Annotated in this window: 16 protein-coding genes; 15 read left to right on the forward strand and 1 reads right to left on the reverse strand. The window is 59.9% G+C overall.

Annotated elements, in window-relative coordinates:
* The first annotated feature begins 6 nt into the window (after positions 1-6).
* The 15 genes from ACFQDI_RS24010 (at position 7) to ACFQDI_RS24080 (ending at position 12,967) form a co-directional block, all read left to right on the forward strand.
* The gene (locus ACFQDI_RS24010; RefSeq protein WP_377171822.1) at positions 7-606 is read left to right on the forward strand and encodes a DUF3341 domain-containing protein; all 600 of its coding nucleotides are present in this window, start codon (positions 7-9) and stop codon (positions 604-606) included.
* 18 nt (positions 607-624) lie between these two features.
* A complete protein-coding gene (locus ACFQDI_RS24015; RefSeq protein WP_377171824.1) occupies positions 625-1,308 on the forward strand; it encodes a c-type cytochrome in 684 nt (227 codons plus the stop codon).
* A 24-nt stretch (positions 1,309-1,332) separates the two neighbouring features.
* Positions 1,333-2,691: a hypothetical protein gene (locus ACFQDI_RS24020; protein WP_377171826.1), complete on the forward strand. Its 1,359-nt coding sequence runs from the start codon at positions 1,333-1,335 to the stop codon at positions 2,689-2,691.
* A gap of 14 nt (positions 2,692-2,705) precedes the next feature.
* The gene (locus ACFQDI_RS24025) at positions 2,706-3,104 is read left to right on the forward strand and encodes a hypothetical protein (protein ID WP_377171828.1); all 399 of its coding nucleotides are present in this window, start codon (positions 2,706-2,708) and stop codon (positions 3,102-3,104) included.
* Positions 3,105-3,107: 3 nt separating this feature from the next.
* The gene (locus ACFQDI_RS24030) at positions 3,108-4,595 is read left to right on the forward strand and encodes a cbb3-type cytochrome c oxidase subunit I (protein WP_377171830.1); all 1,488 of its coding nucleotides are present in this window, start codon (positions 3,108-3,110) and stop codon (positions 4,593-4,595) included.
* Positions 4,592-5,272, forward strand: a complete 681-nt coding sequence (locus tag ACFQDI_RS24035; protein WP_377171832.1) for a cbb3-type cytochrome c oxidase subunit II — start codon at positions 4,592-4,594, stop codon at positions 5,270-5,272. Before ACFQDI_RS24030 ends, ACFQDI_RS24035 begins: the two co-directional genes overlap by 4 nt.
* Positions 5,273-5,298: 26 nt before the next feature.
* Positions 5,299-6,015, forward strand: a complete 717-nt coding sequence (locus ACFQDI_RS24040; RefSeq protein WP_377171834.1) for a c-type cytochrome — start codon at positions 5,299-5,301, stop codon at positions 6,013-6,015.
* Positions 6,016-6,027: 12 nt separating this feature from the next.
* A complete protein-coding gene (locus tag ACFQDI_RS24045) occupies positions 6,028-6,831 on the forward strand; it encodes a carboxypeptidase regulatory-like domain-containing protein (RefSeq protein WP_377171836.1) in 804 nt (267 codons plus the stop codon).
* A gap of 18 nt (positions 6,832-6,849) precedes the next feature.
* On the forward strand, positions 6,850-8,805 hold the full coding sequence (locus ACFQDI_RS24050) for a cytochrome c oxidase subunit I (protein WP_377171838.1): 1,956 nt from the start codon (positions 6,850-6,852) through the stop codon (positions 8,803-8,805).
* Positions 8,806-8,841: 36 nt separating this feature from the next.
* Positions 8,842-10,191, forward strand: a complete 1,350-nt coding sequence (locus ACFQDI_RS24055; protein ID WP_377171840.1) for a cytochrome c oxidase subunit 3 — start codon at positions 8,842-8,844, stop codon at positions 10,189-10,191.
* Between the two features lie 20 nt (positions 10,192-10,211).
* Positions 10,212-10,544 carry a cytochrome C oxidase subunit IV family protein gene (locus tag ACFQDI_RS24060; RefSeq protein WP_377171842.1) on the forward strand — a complete coding sequence of 111 codons (333 nt, stop codon included), beginning with the start codon at positions 10,212-10,214 and terminating at the stop codon, positions 10,542-10,544.
* A gap of 21 nt (positions 10,545-10,565) precedes the next feature.
* Positions 10,566-10,772: a hypothetical protein gene (locus tag ACFQDI_RS24065; protein ID WP_377171844.1), complete on the forward strand. Its 207-nt coding sequence runs from the start codon at positions 10,566-10,568 to the stop codon at positions 10,770-10,772.
* Between the two features lie 3 nt (positions 10,773-10,775).
* The gene (locus tag ACFQDI_RS24070; protein ID WP_377171846.1) at positions 10,776-10,973 is read left to right on the forward strand and encodes a hypothetical protein; all 198 of its coding nucleotides are present in this window, start codon (positions 10,776-10,778) and stop codon (positions 10,971-10,973) included.
* A gap of 16 nt (positions 10,974-10,989) precedes the next feature.
* On the forward strand, positions 10,990-11,802 hold the full coding sequence (locus tag ACFQDI_RS24075) for a cytochrome c oxidase subunit II (RefSeq protein ID WP_377171848.1): 813 nt from the start codon (positions 10,990-10,992) through the stop codon (positions 11,800-11,802).
* A 94-nt stretch (positions 11,803-11,896) separates the two neighbouring features.
* Positions 11,897-12,967, forward strand: coding sequence for a COX15/CtaA family protein (locus ACFQDI_RS24080; protein ID WP_377171850.1), 1,071 nt, complete (start codon positions 11,897-11,899; stop codon positions 12,965-12,967).
* A 94-nt stretch (positions 12,968-13,061) separates the two neighbouring features.
* On the opposite strand, the gene ACFQDI_RS24085 is transcribed toward ACFQDI_RS24080, so the two are convergent.
* Positions 13,062-16,322: a tetratricopeptide repeat protein gene (locus tag ACFQDI_RS24085; RefSeq protein WP_377171852.1), complete on the reverse strand. Its 3,261-nt coding sequence runs from the start codon at positions 16,320-16,322 to the stop codon at positions 13,062-13,064.
* Between the last annotated feature and the right edge of the window lie 190 nt (positions 16,323-16,512).

Genomic DNA, 16,512 nt, shown 5'->3' on the forward strand with positions numbered 1-16,512 from the left:
CCGACTGTGAGCACCACCCTCAAACGAGTCCACGGCTACCTCGCTGAATTCGACAGCGTGAAGGACCTCTACCATGCTGCCGAGCATGTGCGCGATGCAGGTTACCAGCGCTGGGACGTACACTCCCCCTTCCCGATCCACGGGATGGATGACGCGATGGGCAACCCGCGCTCCAAGCTGCCTGTTTTCGTCTTCTGCGGTGGCATCACCGGCACCACGATTGCTTTCACGCTGGAAACCATCACCCAGACCAATTTCTGGAGCCACATCGGCCTCGGCTTTCTCCAGAAGATCGTCGAAACCTACCCAACTGTGGTTCAGGGCAAGCCCACGGACATCTGGACGCTGCCGGCCTTCTTCCCCGTGATGTTTGAGCTGACGATCCTTTTCAGCGCCTTCACCACCCTGTTTGGCCTGCTGGCTCTCATTGGTCTCCCCCGCTGGAACCATCCGCTGTTTGTGTCGAAGAACTTCAGCAAGTTCTCGGACGACGGCTTCTTCGTCTGCATCGAAGCCCGCGACCCCAAATTCTCCCAGGAAGGCACCAAAAGCCTTCTCGAAAAAGCCGGCGGCAAGAACATCGAACTCGTGGAGGACGAAATCTAAGCCTCGCTTACCCGCACCATGAAGTACTTCTTTCTCAGCTATCTGTTTGTCGGCGCGATCATTGTGAGCGCGTTTGGCTTCCGTGGTTCCAAGTCGGAGCTGCCTCCCATTGAAATCCTTCCTGACATGGACCACCAGGCCAAGGTCAAGTATCAGGCCGCCAGCGAGTTCTTCGCCGATGGCCGTGGTGCACGCCTGCCAGTCAAAGGCACGCTGCCCATGGGCTTTGAGATTCCCGCCAAACCGGCGGCGAAAGGTGTCAAGCCTGCCCGTGTCGCCTTCACCAGCGGCCTGGGATATTACGACACTGGCAAGGTCGGTGATTTCTACGGCGACGGACTGCCAGCCGAGATCACAGGCGACAAAAGCGTTTTCAATGCTGAGTTCATCAAGCGTGGTGAGCAGCGCTACAACATCAACTGCGCCATCTGCCACGGCACCTCCGGCAATGGCAAAGGCGTGACCTCCAAATACGGCATCCTCACCGCCTTCAACTTCCAGCAGCCTGGCAATCTGGACCCCGCCAACGCAGCAGCCTATCGTGCGGATGGCGCCATCTTCGACGTCATCACCAACGGCAAAGGCCTCATGGGCGGCTATGGCGGCAACATCACCCTGCGCGACCGCTGGGCCATTGTGGCCTACATCCGCTCTCTGCAACTCGCCGCTAAAGAGTCTGGCGTCACCCTTCCCCTCCAGTAACGGCACGATCACGCGAATCCCGGCATGAGTCACCACGTCAACTTCAACGATCTGCCCCAGGGCGGAGAAAAATTCGAACCAGCCAAGGGCGGCAAGCTCATCGGCACGCTCGGCCTGTTCGGCGGGCTCGGTTTCCTTGCGTCCCTCTGGTTCTTCTTCAAGAACACAGACACCTTTGCCTACTCCTGGCTGTTTGCGGTCTTCTTCTGCTTCACCTTCGTGGTTGGCGGCTGCTTCTGGATCCTGCTCCACAGCGCTTCGAACTCCAGCTGGGGTGTGGCAGTGCGCCGCCTCTGGGAAAATCTGGCAAACATGGTCATCCCGCTGGCCATTCTTTCCTCTCCGCTGCTCCTCCCGGCTGTGCAGACTCCGCTCTATGAGTGGATGAACCATCATCGTGACGCTGCACAGATCGCCAAAGCGGAAAACATTTCCGTCAAGAAGGCGCTGCATCACATGGTGGAGCATGGCGGCGAAGTGGAGCGTGATGGCAAGAAGGTTCACCTTGAGCCCAATCCCCACCTGCACGTGCTGGTCACAAAGTTTGGTTACATGAACCTGAATCCCACCGGATTCTCCTGGTACACCCGCTTCTTCGCCTATTTCCTCGTGCTCTGGTTCATCGCCAGCACCCTTCGTGGCAAGTCCCTCAAACAGGAGCAGGATGGAGACATCAAGCACACGATCTGGTCCCGCCAGTTCTCCTGCATTGTGCTGCTGCCCTTCGCGCTGACCGTCACCTTTGCCGCCTATGACTGGCTCGTGGGCCTGGACTACAGCTGGTTCTCCACCATGTGGGGTGTTTACATCTTCGCGGGCTGCGCCTGGGCCTCCATGGCGGTCTCGATCTTGGTCGTCACCTGGCTGCGCGGTCTGGGCTACCTGCAGAAGGTGGTCACAGATGAGCACTACCATCTCATGGGCAAGCTGCTCTTCGCCTTCACGGTGTTCTGGGCCTACATCGCCTTCAGCCAGTATTTCCTGATCTGGTACGCCAACATCACGGAAGAAACCCGCTTCTACCTCATCCGTAACACGGAAGGATGGCAGGCTGTCTCCATCTTCATCCTCCTGGGTCATTTCATCGTTCCCTTCCTTTTCCTGCTCTCGCAGAAGCGCAAAAAGAACCCGGTGGTCATCAGCCTCGGCTGTCTCTGGATCCTCTTCATGCACCTCGTGGACATCTACTGGAATGTCATCCCTGAGCGTGGTCCTTCCCTTGGAGTCGGTGTCGTGGTTCCTTATGCCTGGATTCAGGATATCGCCGCCTTCTGCGCCGTCTTTGGCATCATGGGCTTCCTTTACCTCCGTGGCCTGGCCAAATACAGCCTGTATCCATGGCGTGACCCGCGCCTCATTGAGTCCGTGAACGTCATCAACTGATCCCCCGTTTTTCCATGTCGCAGCCAGATCAACCCAAAAAAGCCGGCGCCACCTTTGTGTGGGTGCTCGGGGCCTTTGCAGGCTTCGCCGTGCTCTTCATCCTCATCCAGGCCCTCACTGACTCGAAGCAGGGCTTCGATCCGCGTGAGCAGGAACGCCGCAACAACACTGCTGAGATTCTCGCCGCGCAGGCCAAGAATATGACAAGTCTCGGCTTGGATGACGCCGCCAAAAAGAAGGTGGTTTTTGAGAAAACCCTCGCTGCGCTCGGCGCTAAGAAACCCGGAGTGAGCACCCAGGTTGTCCCAGGATCCCCCACCCAGCTCAAACAGGCCGCTGCGGCTTCCGCCCCGGCTCCTGCCGCTCCGGCAGCGCCTGCTTCCGCCCCTGCCGCACCCGCTTCGCCCAAGTAAGTCATGCAGACCACTCCCGCCACTCCTGACACAGACCTTCAGGCCGACAACCTTCGCCGCGCGGCGATCGACAAGTCGGTGAAAGGCCCTGTGCTCTTCCTCTTCACCAACGGAGCCTTCTGGCTCATGCTCTCCACCGTTCTCGGCGTTCTGGCCGCGATCAAGCTGGTGGAGCCTGAGTTCCTCGGAAACTGCCCCTACATCACCTACGGCCGTCTGCAGCCTGCGCACATCAATGCGCTCGTCTATGGCTGGGGCGTTCAGGCAGCCCTTGGCGTGATGCTCTGGGTCATGGCCCGCCGTTCCGGTCAGGAACTCAAAGGCGGCAAAAGCCTCCTCATCACCGCTGGCGTCTTCTGGAACATCACCATCACTTTCGGCATTGTGGCCGTGCTGATGGGAAAGAGCACATCCATCGAGTGGCTCGAAATGCCCAAGTTTGTCTGGCCTGTGCTGCTGGCATGCTTCCTCTGCTATGCCTGGCCCATCGCCCGCATGTTTGGCCGCGCCTTCCGTCCTGAAGGCTTCATGGTCAGCACGTGGTACATCCTTGGCGCCTGCTTCTGGTTCCCATGGATCTTCATCACCGCCAACGTCGCCCTTCATTGCCTGCCTGGCCTGGGTGCCATCGGTGCTGGCATTGATGCCTGGTACATCCACGCAGTGATCCTGCTGTTCTTCGTCCCCGTCGGTGTCGGCGCAGCCTATTATTTCATTCCCAAGATCACCGGACAGCCGATTGCTTCGGCTCAGCTGGCATCCGCCGGTTTCTGGAGCCTCGCAGTTCTGGGCGGCTGGACGGGCATGCAGAAATACATGGGCGGCCCGCTGCCTGCCTGGATGTCTTCCGTCGGTGCCTGCGCCGGGGTCCTTCTCCTCATTCCTGTGGGCCTTGTCGGTCTCAACCACCACCTCACCACCATCGGCAAGCACAGTGCCGTGGCCACCAGCCCCACGCTTCGCTTCATCTTCTTCGGAGCTCTCTTCTATCCTGTCTCAGGCCTCGTTCTTGCCCTGAATTCCGCCTTCTGGACCGGAGCGAATCTGCAGTTCACGCAGTCCTGGTACGCATTCCAGACCGTCAGCGTCTACGGCTTCTTCAGCATGTGCGTCTTTGGTGCCATCTACTACATCGTGCCGCGTCTTTCCGGCTGTGAGTGGCTTAGCGTCCGTCTCATCCGCAACCACTTCTGGTTCTCGGTCTATGGCATCGGCACCATCGTCATCATGAGCCTCGTGGCCGGCTGGCAGCAGGGTGCGGATCTGAACAATCCTGAGCACTGGGACCAGACCTTCATGAATCATGTGATCAATTCCCGCCCCTATGTTGTTTCCCGCGCAGTGGCCTGGGCGCTCATCAGTTTCTCAAACTGCATGTTCCTTCTTCACCTTCTGCTCATGGTTGCAGGTCTTGGCCGCCGCAGTTCGGCACCGACCCTGCTTGAACACGACCACGACGATCACGCCCTTCCTAACGAAGCCCACGCATGACCAACTTCCGCACATTCATTCTCGGTCTCGCCGCCTCTTTTGGCCTGCCTTGGCTGTGTCTCATCGTCCTTCCGGCGATGCAGTATGAGCAGCTCACCCCCGTCGCTTATGACAAGGACAAGGACGGCGTCGAAGGCTATTTCCCTCCCGCACCCGTCAATGGCCAGGGCCAGCTCGTTTACATCCGTGAAGGCTGCAATCAGTGCCACACCCAGATGATTCGTCCGGTTCAGCTCGGCCTCGATGGCTGGTACAAAGGCTGGGGACAGGATCAGGAAGCACGCCCTGCAGCACCCGCACGCCCTAGCGTTCTGCGTGACTACCTCGGTGAGAAATACGCCCTGCTCGGTATCCAGCGTGTCGGTCCGGACCTCGCCAATTTCGGCTGGCGCGCCAAGGACAAGGCCGCCATCTATCAGCATCTCTACTCCCCGCGTTCCGTGCATGACTGGAGCACGATGCCTGCCTACACCGGCCTCTTCAAATTGCAGAAAATCCAGGGCCCTGTTTCAGAGCATGCTGTGAAACTGCCGAAGAAGTTCGCGCCGCCTGCCGGTTATGAAATCGTTCCGACTCCTGAGGCCGAACGCCTTGCCGAATACCTTCTCTCCCTGAAAAAGGATTACCCCGTCCCCGGACAGTCTGCAGCCGTCGCTGCCGCTCCCGCCAAAAAGTAGCCCCTCTTGCGACCCCGCACGCCCCCATGAGCGCACCCGCCCATCCTGACAGCACCGATCTCGACCGCCTTCACAGTGCTGTGAAGCGCGAGAAGGAAGATCTCGCTCCCCAAAGCCAGCCCGCACCCCTGTGGGCCATGTTCCTTCTCATGATCGTCGCCATCATCGCTGGCGGTCAGCTCGGTCCGATGACTGGCGGTTGGAGCTTCAACGTCAGCAATCCCTTCGCTGCTGCCAATGGCGGAGATCCCCGTCCAGGCGGAGCCGGAGCTGGCGATGCGCTGGACCCCTTCGCACTGGCCATGAAAAAAGGCGCCAGCGGCTATTCCGTCTGCGGTGGTTGCCATCAGGGCAACGGCGGCGGCCTTCCCGGCCAGTTCCCTCCCTTGGCCGGATCTGAATACGTCCTGGGCGGCACCGAGCGCCTTGTCCGCATCGTGCAGCATGGCCTTACGGGTCCTGTGACGGTCAAAGGCCAGGGCTTCAACACCCCCGGCGGCATGCAGGCCTTTGGTGCCGCCATGTCCTCCCAAGACCTCGCCAACGTGCTGACCTACATCCGTAATTCCTGGGGCAACGAAGCCACCATGATCACCAAGGAAATGGTGCAAAAGGTGCGTGACGAAGAAAAGCGTGCCTCGCAGTGGACTGCAGCCGAGCTGGAGCCCTTTGCTGAGAAGAACATCCCTGGTGAGATCCCAGCCGGCCCTGGCGCTACTGCTGCCGCACCTGCCGCCAAGTAATTTCAAACTGCAATGACCCGTGTGAAGCAAACCGTCTCCCGCAAGGCACCTTGGGCTGCCTTCGGAGCCGTCATGCTGATCGCGAACGTAAGCTGCGGCAAGGCGCCTGAAGCCGCTGCTGAAGTGAAGCTGGCTCCTGCGGTGGAGATCGCCGAAGTCCCGAGCATCACTGGCAAAGTGATTCTGAAGGGCGCTGATGCCGCGAAACTTCGCAAGGTCATCGACGTCGGTGGCAATCCCTTCTGCACCGGCCATGGAGACATCGTTGATTCCACCTGGAAAGTGGCCGCTGACGGTTCTCTGGCAGATGCGGTGATCACCGTCCGTGGCAGCCAGCGCGCCAGCAACCTGCCTGCCGCGCCTCTGATCGACCAGACAAAGTGCGAGTTCGTGCCACACACGGTATCGATCCAGGCCGGTCAGGAAGTCCGCTTTCACAACAGCGACCTGACTTTTCACAACATCCGCATCGCGCGATACGAAGGGCTTGGCAAAGGCTCCAACATCGACAACTTTGGCCAGCCTTCCCGTGGGGACGAAAACGTGAAGACCTTCAGTTCTCCCGGCATCTACCGCCTCGAGTGTGACGTACATCGCTGGATGAACGCCTGGATCTTTGTGCATGAAGGTGCCCACAGTGCTGTCTCAGGCACCGACGGACGCTTTTCCATCCCGCGCAAGCTCGCTGATGGTGACTATGTCATTGAAGCCTGGCATCCGCAATTTTCGCAAAGCATCACCCACACCGTCACCGTCCGTGACGGCAAGGCCACCGCCGATTTCGAGTTCGACTTCGCGAACGCCCACCCCCTCTGACCCTTTGACACCCAGCCTATGAGCGCCGCCGCCACCACTCACGCCCACGATCACTCGCATGACGATCATGCCCACGGGCATCATGAACAAAGCTTCATCTGGAAGTACATCTTCTCCACCGATCACAAGACCATTGGTCTGCAGTACGGCCTCACCGGCCTGATGTTCCTGCTCTTTGGCTTCTTCCTCATGTTGCTCATGCGCTGGAGCATCGCCTATCCCGGCCTTCCCGTGCCAGCGGTGGATGTCATCCGCCATCTGCCTGTCATCGGTGGCGTCTTTGAGGAAATGTTTGGCCGCTGGCTGAATGCAGACGGTTCGTTGAACGGCGAATTGTACAACATGCTCGGCGCCATGCACGGCACGGTCATGGTGTTCTTCGGCATTGTGCCTCTTGGCTTTGCCGCCTTCGGCAATTTCGTCATGCCTCTCCAGATCGGCACCATCGACATGGCGTTCCCGAAGCTGAACATGATGAGCTACTGGTTCTTCTTCATCAGCGGCGTGCTGATGATGTACAGCTTCTTCGTCGGCACCGGCCCCGTGCAGACCGGCTGGACGATGTATTCGCCTCTGGCCTCCACAGCCAACATCGGCGTCACAAGCATCTGGAGCCACGGTCACACCTGGTGGCTCACCGCGATGGTTTTCAACATCTCCGCCTCCCTTCTGGGTTCCGTCAATTTCATCGCCACCATCATCAACCTGCGCACCAAGGGCCTTTCCTGGATGAAGATGCCCTTCTTCTGCTGGGCCATGTTTGTAACCGCCTTCCTCCTCCTGCTCGCCTTCCCTCCTCTTGAAGTGGCGGCCATCCTGCAGCTTTCCGACCGCGTGTTTGGTTCTTCCTTCTACCTGCCTACCGGCCTGATGGAAGGTGGCAAGCATCTGGACATCTCCGGTGGTGGCAGCCCGCTGCTCTACCAGCATCTGTTCTGGTTCCTGGCGCACCCTGAGGTGTATGTTCTCATCCTTCCGGCCTTCGCCATCCTGACAGACGTCATTCCCTGCAACGCCCGCCGTCCGCTTTGGGGATACAAGTCCATGGTTTACTCCGTGCTCACCCTGGGCTTCCTCAGCTTCCTCGTCTGGGCGCATCACATGTACCTCACCGGCATGGGCACCATGATGTCCACCTACTTCCAGATCACCACGGTGCTCATCTCCGTGCCGTCTGTGGTGCTGCTGACTTGCATGATGGTTTCCCTCTGGGGCGGCTCCATTCGCTTCAACACGCAGATGCTCTTTGCCTCCGCGTTCCTGCCCATGTTCGGCATCGGCGGTCTGACGGGTCTGCCTCTGGCTTTCTCGTTCATCGACCTCGCCATGCACGACACCTACTACGTGATCGGCCACTTCCACTACGTTGTCGCCCCCGGCACCATCTTCGCCCTCTTCGCTGGCGTCTATCATTGGTTCCCGAAATTCACCGGCCGCTTCATGAACGACAAGCTGGGCAAGCTCCACTTCTGGCCTTCGCTCCTCGGCATGAACCTGGTCTTCGCCCCGATGTTTGTGCAGGGCATGGCCGGCTTCCACCGTCGCTGGTATGACGGCGGCAAGTACTTTGAAAACACCAGCGGGATGTCCCACTGGACGACGTCTCTGACCCACAAAGTCGGCGCCTTCTTCGGCCTCGACATCCCGGACAACATGCTGTCCCTCAACATCGTCATGTCCGTCGGGGCTTTCATCCTCGCCCTCGGTCAGGTGCCCTTCATCATCAACTTCTGGTTCAGCCTGAAGGGCGGCAAAAAGTCCAACAGCGACAACCCATGGAACGCCACCACGATGGAGTGGGCCACGCCGACACCGCCTCCGCATGGCAACTTCCTGTTCGACCCAGTCGCCCATCGCGGCCCCTACGAGTACAGCGTTCCTGGCCACTCTTCCGATTTCTACCCGCAGTGGGAGTCCGAGCCCGGCAAACCTGACCCCAAGGCCATCGCTGAAAAAGCACAGGCTCATCACTAAACCGCGAACTTCCAACCGCGCACCGCGACTACTTCAATGGACATCCCCTACACCGTTCACGCCCGTCCAGACACCGGTCTTTACAACGCCAAGATCGGCATCTGGCTCTTCCTTGCCTCGGAAGTCATGCTCTTCGGCGGCCTGTTCTCCGCGTACATCTTCCTCCGCGTCGGTGCCGACTATCCATGGCCGGTGCATGATCTGGACGTGACCCTCGGCTTCATCAACACCGTGGTTCTCATCGCCTCCTCCGTCACGGTGGTCATGGCCTGGGCCATGCTCAAGCTGCGCAAGTTCGGCTGGTACCGCATCAACATGGCCATCACCGTGATTTGTGCAGGTGTCTTCATGTTCAACAAGTCCCTTGAGTACAAGGCCAAGTTTGCCCACTACGCGGTCAAGCTGACCGACGGCACGCTTCTTACTGGGCACCTTCCCCATGGCTACCAGGTGAAGTTTGACGGCGTGAGCGAGTTCAACCTCACCATTCCGCTCAAGACGAGCGCTGTGAACGCCGACCCTGTCTCCCATGTTCTTCCCTTGATTGAAGGCACGGCACCCAAGTTCAAGACTGAAGGCGGTCAGGAAATCAGCCTGGACGAAGCTTCTTTCGAGGCTCTCCGCGCTGAAGCAGTCAAGAAAGCCGCCGCCGCGAACAAGGGCAGCGCATCCATCAAGCTCGTTGCCACCGCTCCGGTCAAAATCACTGCCAAGCCCTCTGAAATCTTTGGCTACACCGACACCACCATCACCTTCCGCGACGGCACCACCGCCACCGGCAAGCTGGCCGATGACAAGATGACCCTCGAAGTCGATGGCGTGGACGCCCGCGGCGTCGCACAGTCGGAAAAGTCCCTCGCCTTTGATCACCGCTATCTGGGTGAAGCCTGGCAGAAAGCCTTCGTGGAGAACCGCGACCACCACATCTCCAAGTTCGAGAAGGACTACCCGACTCGTGACAAGAGCCGCTCCGCCACACTTCAGAAAGATGCGCTTTTCTTCAAGCTGCATTCCGCCACTCCGCCCGCCGCTGGCGAGGCTCACGGTGACAAGCACGGAGCTGAAGCCCACGCTCCTGCCGAAGGTCATGGTGACGCTCATGCGCACCACCCCACCGTGGTTCTGGAAAAAAAAGACATCACTTTCTTCTCCAACTTCACGCCCAAGCTGAACACCTACTACGCCATCTACTTCACGCTCACTGGCCTCCACGGCCTGCACGTCATCGCAGGTGCCCTGGTGCTGCTCTACTTCCTGGCCTTTGACGGCAAGCGCCTCCGCCAGGATCCCGAGCATCTCGCCAACCGCGTCGAAGTCGGCGGCCTCTTCTGGCACTTCGTTGACCTCGTCTGGATCTTCCTCTTCCCGCTGCTTTACCTCCTGTAATCCCCCACCTTTTCACTGCCATGGCCGACAACGTCGAAGCAATTCAGAAATCGATCAAATGGTACCTCATCATCGGGGGCATCCTGATCCTCGCCAGCGGAGCCACCGTGTGGCTCTCCTATGTTGAGCTGCCCACGCACAGCCTGAACATCCTCGTCGGCATGATCTTGGCGACGATCAAGGCCACCCTCGTTGCGCTGATCTTCATGCACCTCAATCACGAGCGCAGCATGATCTACAAGATCCTCGTTTTCACCGTCGTCCTCGCTGTGGTGCTCTTCGCGCTCTTCATCTTCTCCCACGACGACCCGCTTCAGTTCAAGGGCTTCTACGCCCCTGTTGAGCAGCAGTAAAATCCTTCTCTCACACCGGTCATGTCGCTCAAGCACTTCCACATCGTCTTTCTCGTCTTCGCCATCTTGTGCGACGCCGCGTTCTGGCTGTGGATGCATTTCATGCCTGAGGAAGCCGCCGCCGCCGGTGCTGCGCCCCTGAAAAACTATGCGGGCCTGCTCTGCCTGGCCCTCCTGGCCTATGGGGTGTGGTATCTCGTCAGGAAAATGCGCACCATCATCGTCTGAGCCATGATTTTCGCATCACCATCCTCCATCCTCGCCTGCGCCACCTGCATGGCAGACAAGGGCAGCCTCGTTGGCCAGGCCCAGGGCTTCGCCATTCTTTTCATGCTTGGCGTGCTGGCCTTCATGTTCCTCTGCGCGGCCTCCTTTGTTTATTTCTTTGTGCGCCGCCAGCGCTCCCACCCTTCCCTTACCGCCGTCTGATTCTCTTCTCTCGCTTATGTCACTGAAAATCGATTCCATCAACGTCTGGCTGGGCCAGACCGCAAACGCCTCGGAACACGGGGGGTTGGTTGACCACATGCTGGGTTTTGTCCATTGGTTCATGGTCGTGCTCGGCGTGGGCTGGTCCATCTACCTTGCCATCGCTTTCTACCGCTTCCGCCAGAAGAAAACAGCAAAGGCCGACTACCATGGTTTCCGCGGCCACGCGACGACCCACATCGAAATCGGCGTCGTCATCGTTGAAGCCATTCTGCTGCTCGGCTTCGCCTTCCCGCTCTGGTCCCGCCAGGCTGACGAGTACCCCACCTCCCCCGACACCATCCGTATGCGCGCCTTGGGCGAGAAGTTCCTCTGGAATTTTCAATACCCCGGCACCGACATGATGCTCAGCACTTGGGATCTGCGCAACGTGGATGGAGCCACCAATACCATGGGCAAGGACCTGCATGACCCCAATGGCAAGGACGACTTCGTCAACCCCGGCACCATGAAGCTCCCCGTCGGCCGTCCGGTCATCGTGGACGTGGCCAGCAAGGATGTGATTCACAACCTCGCGCTCGTGCCGATGCGTGCCGCTCAGGACGCCACTCCAGGCGTGAAATCCCACATGTGGTTCAAGCCGACCAAGGAAGGCTCATGGGACATCATCTGCGGTCAGCTTTGCGGACCCGGCCATGCCCAGATGAAGGCCATTCTTGAAGTAGTCCCCGCCGCCGAATACGACGCCTGGGCCAAGGAGCAGTCTGAATCCGCCAAAAAGAAGGCCGACGCTGCTGATGCCGCCGCTGCCAAGCCTGCTGCTCATTAATTTCCATCCCTCCGGATGGCAGAACCCAAGGGCAAAATAATGACCTCATTATTTTGCCCTTTTGCTTTCGCCGCGCGTTCCTGATCTGACTGTCATGCCCTCCCGCGCCTTTCATCGTTATGCCCTGTTCACACTCGCCGTCGGCATCGTTCTGATATGGTGGGGGGCTGCGGTGACCACGGAAGACGTCGGCCTTGCGGTGCCTGACTGGCCGTTGTGCTACGGCAAGATCAACCCTGAAGGCTGGTACAAGGTACCCGCATTGCTGCTGGAGCATGGGCACCGCTGGATCGGGATGACGATTGGCTGGCTCGCTCTGGGCATGTACTTCTGGCAGTTCTTCAAAAACAAACCGGCATTGGTCGAGGCTGTGAGCATCATCCTCTGCGGCATCGGCTTTTTCATCCTGATCAAATTGCGGGTCTATTCGGTCGCCGTCCTGATCGCTTTTCTGGGATTCACCTGGCTGACGATGACATGGATCGGGAGAAAATGGGTGCTGCTCCGCGGACTCGCCACTCTGAGCCTCATGCTCGTGATGATTCAGGCCGCTCTCGGGGGGGCTCGCGTCCAGGAAATGTCGGACAAATTCGGCATTGTCCATGGGATGCTGGGGCAGATCTTTTACTGTGTCCTCGTGTTCATTGCTTTTGCCTCGTCGCGCACTTGGACTGAGGGCCGGCTGTTGCTCAGCCTCACAGAAGCCGCACGCGCGCGCTTCTGGTCGCTGGCCTTGTTCCTCTGCGTCTTCGCGCAGCTGGTCCTGGGGGCCAGTCTGCGCCACACGCAGCGCACACATCTGGCTGCGAGCGATATTCTCACCACCAAGGGCCAGTGGCTGCCGTCGTTCCAGCCGCAGGATGTGTTTCTGCTGTTTGCCCACAAGTACTGGGGCTTCACCGTTGCGGTGCTGATCATCTTCGTCGCTGCGCGTGCGCGGCGCTGGCTCGTCACCCTGCCGCAGATGCGCCCCGTCGCCACCCTGCTGCTCTTCATGCCCACGGTGCAGGTGGCGCTGGGCATTTTTGTGATCCTCACCGGCAAAAGCTTCTGGGTCACCAACTTCCATGTGCTCAATGGTCTGGCGCTCCTCGCGCTCAGCAGCCTGCTCGTCGCCACCTTCTGGGGCGACCGGCTGTGTCGTCGTGATGAGGCAGAGGCGTAAACGCAGGCAGCTCAAAAAATTCCGTCGCCTGGCTTGGGCGGTATCAGGGCGGTCCCTTGCTTTCGGCTGTCCATGCAGACAGTGCCGGTCACTTTCAGCGTAAGCTCAGGCTGAGTTTGGGAGCGCCGGAGCCGCCACGGGGCTGATCAAACTCGGCAAGCTTCTGCCGCCATTGAGCTGCCTGGACGGCGTTGCCGGTGGCATCGCTGAACTGGGCCAGCCGCTCGATCGCGCTGCGCAGGCGAAAGCGGTTTTGCGGCGCGAGCATGTCTGCACGTGCATTCAGCCCTTCGTAGCCGGACTGCAGCAGCGGGCCGGCTTCGGCGAATTTTTTCTGCTGCAGCAGAGCCCCGCCCAGCAGGCTCTCGGCGTTGAAGCGCAGCCAATGTTCAGGCTGCTGCTGGACGCACTGTTCCAGGCAGTCCCTGAGAAGCGGTTCCGCCTTGGCAGACAGTCCCTTTTGCAGCCACAGGCTCCCCAGATCAGCCGCAGCTGCGGCCAGGCCGGCGGCGTCTGCAGGGGTGCGCTTGCGCTGGAGGTCCAGCACCTGCTGATACAGCGCCTCGGCCTCTTCCGTTCTGCCGGCGTGGCGGTACGTTTCGGCCAGGCCGGACAAGGTGGCGAGTGTTTCTGCATGCCCGGCACCAAGGACACGCTGCTGGATCTGCAGCAGATCGAGGTAGATCTTTTCAGCCTGGTCATGCTCGCTGCGGCGTTCGTGCATTGCAGCCATGGCATGCATCTGCGCCAGCACATCGGGGTCTCCCGGGCCATAGGCCGTTTTCATGGTTTCGAGCGTTTCGAGCTGCAGCGCGGTGGCCTGTGCGTGCTCCCCTGCGGCATCGAGAGAGGTGGCCAGCCTCTGCATGGAGCGCAGCGTTTGCACATGGCTGAAGCCCAGCACGCGCTGTCTCACCGCCAGCGACTGCTGCCGGAGGCTTGCAGCCTCGGCGTAGCGTCCGTGCGCATCATAGGCCTGTGCGACAGTGTCCATCTGCATGAGGATTTCAGGGTGCTCAGGAGGGAAAGCCGTTTTCAATATCTCCAGCACCTGCTGCTGGGAGGCCTCGGCTTCAGCATGCCTGCCCTGTGTCTCATACTCGTTCGCCAGATGTCTCATTGAGAGCAGGGTCTGCGGGTCCTTCGGGCCTAGCACACGGCGTCTCGCGTCCAGACATTCGTGGTGGAGCCGCAGCGCTTCGGCATGCCGCCCACGTCTTCCCAGCATCTGGGCCACCTGATCTGCCTGCACCAGGGTGTCGGGGTGTTCCACTCCCAGGGACTTGTTCATGATCTCAAGCGCCCCGAAATAAAGCTTCTCCGCCTCCGAGGGCAGGCCCGCCTTTTCACTGGCCTGCGCGGCGATGTTCATCGTCACGAGGGTGCGCGGGTCGCTGGCACCCAGCGCCCGGCGCATTCCTTCCAGCTGTTCGCCACGCCTCTTCACGGCGTCGGCATGCCGGTTCTGCTGGGTGTAGGAGTTCGCCAGCTCACCCAGTGTCGCGAGAGTGTCCAGGTGATCCGCACCGAGCACACGTTTCTGGGCCTGGTAGAGATTGAGAAACAAAGTCTCAGCCTCCACATGCTTCTCCTGTTCGTCGCAGACTGCGGCCAGCACGGAGATCGTCACAAAGGTGTCAGGGTGGTCCGGGCCCAGGGTCTTCTGCTGGGCGGTCAGGGTTTTGCGCAGCAGTGTTTCCGCATCTACAAACCGGCCTTCGGCTTTCATGGCTGTGGCCAGCTGCCGCATGGACCGCAGGGTGTCGCGATGTGCGCCCCCGAGTGCGATTTTGCGCTTCTCCAGCGCCCCCTGGAGCTGCCGCTGCGCGTCCTGCGGCTGTGACAGTGCCAGATAGGTCAGCCCGATCGTCTCCTGCACGCGGGCCCCGGATTCAGGGTTTGCGGCCAGAGAGTCCAGGTGCTCGACACCAGCGTCCAGCATGCGTTTCACCAGCGTGGTGTCCTTTCCCTTCACCGCTTCCGGCGTCAGGAGGGCAAACATCTCCTGCAGAAACCGCGCGGTCATGGAGTAGGACTCGGTCTTCCGCTTGGTGGACACGCGCAGCTCCTCCTGCTTTTCCTTCACCATCAGCCAGCCCATGACTGCCATGGCACACGTCAGCAGCAGCACCATCACGGCCGCGAGTGCGAACCACGCCCGGTGCTCGCTGATGAAAGTGCCAAAGGCAGTGCCCTGGAGCTCCTGTTTCTCTTCCTTGGCTGCCGCTTCCTTGAGGTAGGGCAGGAAGTCATTCTCCATGGCATCCACGGTGACGTAGCGGCTTTCAGGGCGCTTCTCCAGGGCACGCATGACGATCCAGTCGAAATGCTCCTCCAGCAGCTCAGGGTAGGCGGCCGTGCTCTCCTTGCGGTTCAGGGCCAGTCCGGTGAGCTGGGCCTTTGGCAGCGAGCGCATCAGGGCGGATGGCTTTTCCGGGAGTGTCTCGCACACGACCTTCTTCACCTCATTCAGGTGCTCTGCGGCGGCCTTGGGCGCGGGGATGGGCAGTCGGCCGGTGATCAGCTCGTACAGCAGCATGCCCAGCGCGTAGATGTCTGTGCGGGCGTCGATCGATTTTACCGAAACATACTCCGGCGAGAAGTAGGCCACTGGCGCCCGCAGCTGGCCAGTTGGGGCCACGAGGGCATAGTTCATCGCCCTGGCGATGCCAAAGTCCGTCACTTTCACCACCGGCTGCCCTTGGTCCCCCCATCTGACCAGGATGTTGGACGGCTGCAGGTCTGCATGCACTACACCTTTGAGGTGGGCGTGATGGATGGCATCACAGGCCTGGATGAAAAGCCGCACACGCGCGAGGAGCGACAGCTTCTGGTCATCGCAAAACTTCGTGATGGGCGTTCCATGCAGCAGCTCGGTCACGAGATAGGGCCTGCCAGCCGGAGTCATGCCGCAGGCGTGAGGCCGGGCGATGTCAGGGTGGTCCAGCAGCGCCAGCGCATGCTTCTGCGCCTCGTAGCGGATCAGGAAATCATTGGCGGCTGCGGCCACGATCTTGATGGCCACAAACTCCGCCACGCGCTGATTCCGCTCTGCCATCCACAAGGTGCTGCTGGTGCTGTCATCAATGACCTGCAGCAGCCGGTACGGGCCGATCATGTCTCCCGGCTTTTCTCCCAGGTGGCCGCTGGCGGGCGCTTTCGGCACCCGGATCCCGCGCGTCCGGCGCTGCCGGCCACCATCGCCGGAGTGGTTTCGCAGCCGGTCCCAGACCTCATTCCACAATGCCGTGTCTTTCCCACAGGCTGCTGTGAGGAAAACATGGCGTTCAATGTGGTTCGCACGTTCGAGCGCCTCATTGAAGAGCTGCTCGACGCGGGCAGGGTCGTGGCTCATAGAAAAACGGACTGGCTATGAATTCCATAACAGTACGCCTTCCCTTGACCTAGGACATTGAATCAGACTTTAAACGACTCTTAACAGCTGTTCACCGAATACTCAGCGCAGAACAATGTTCGGAACTGATAAATGGCAAGGTACGAGCAGCATTGGTAAAGCATAAGTACTCACCTAACTCGAACTTATC

The sequence above is a fragment of the Prosthecobacter fluviatilis genome (assembly GCF_042655725.1).
GTDB classification, from domain to species: domain Bacteria; phylum Verrucomicrobiota; class Verrucomicrobiia; order Verrucomicrobiales; family Verrucomicrobiaceae; genus Prosthecobacter; species Prosthecobacter fluviatilis.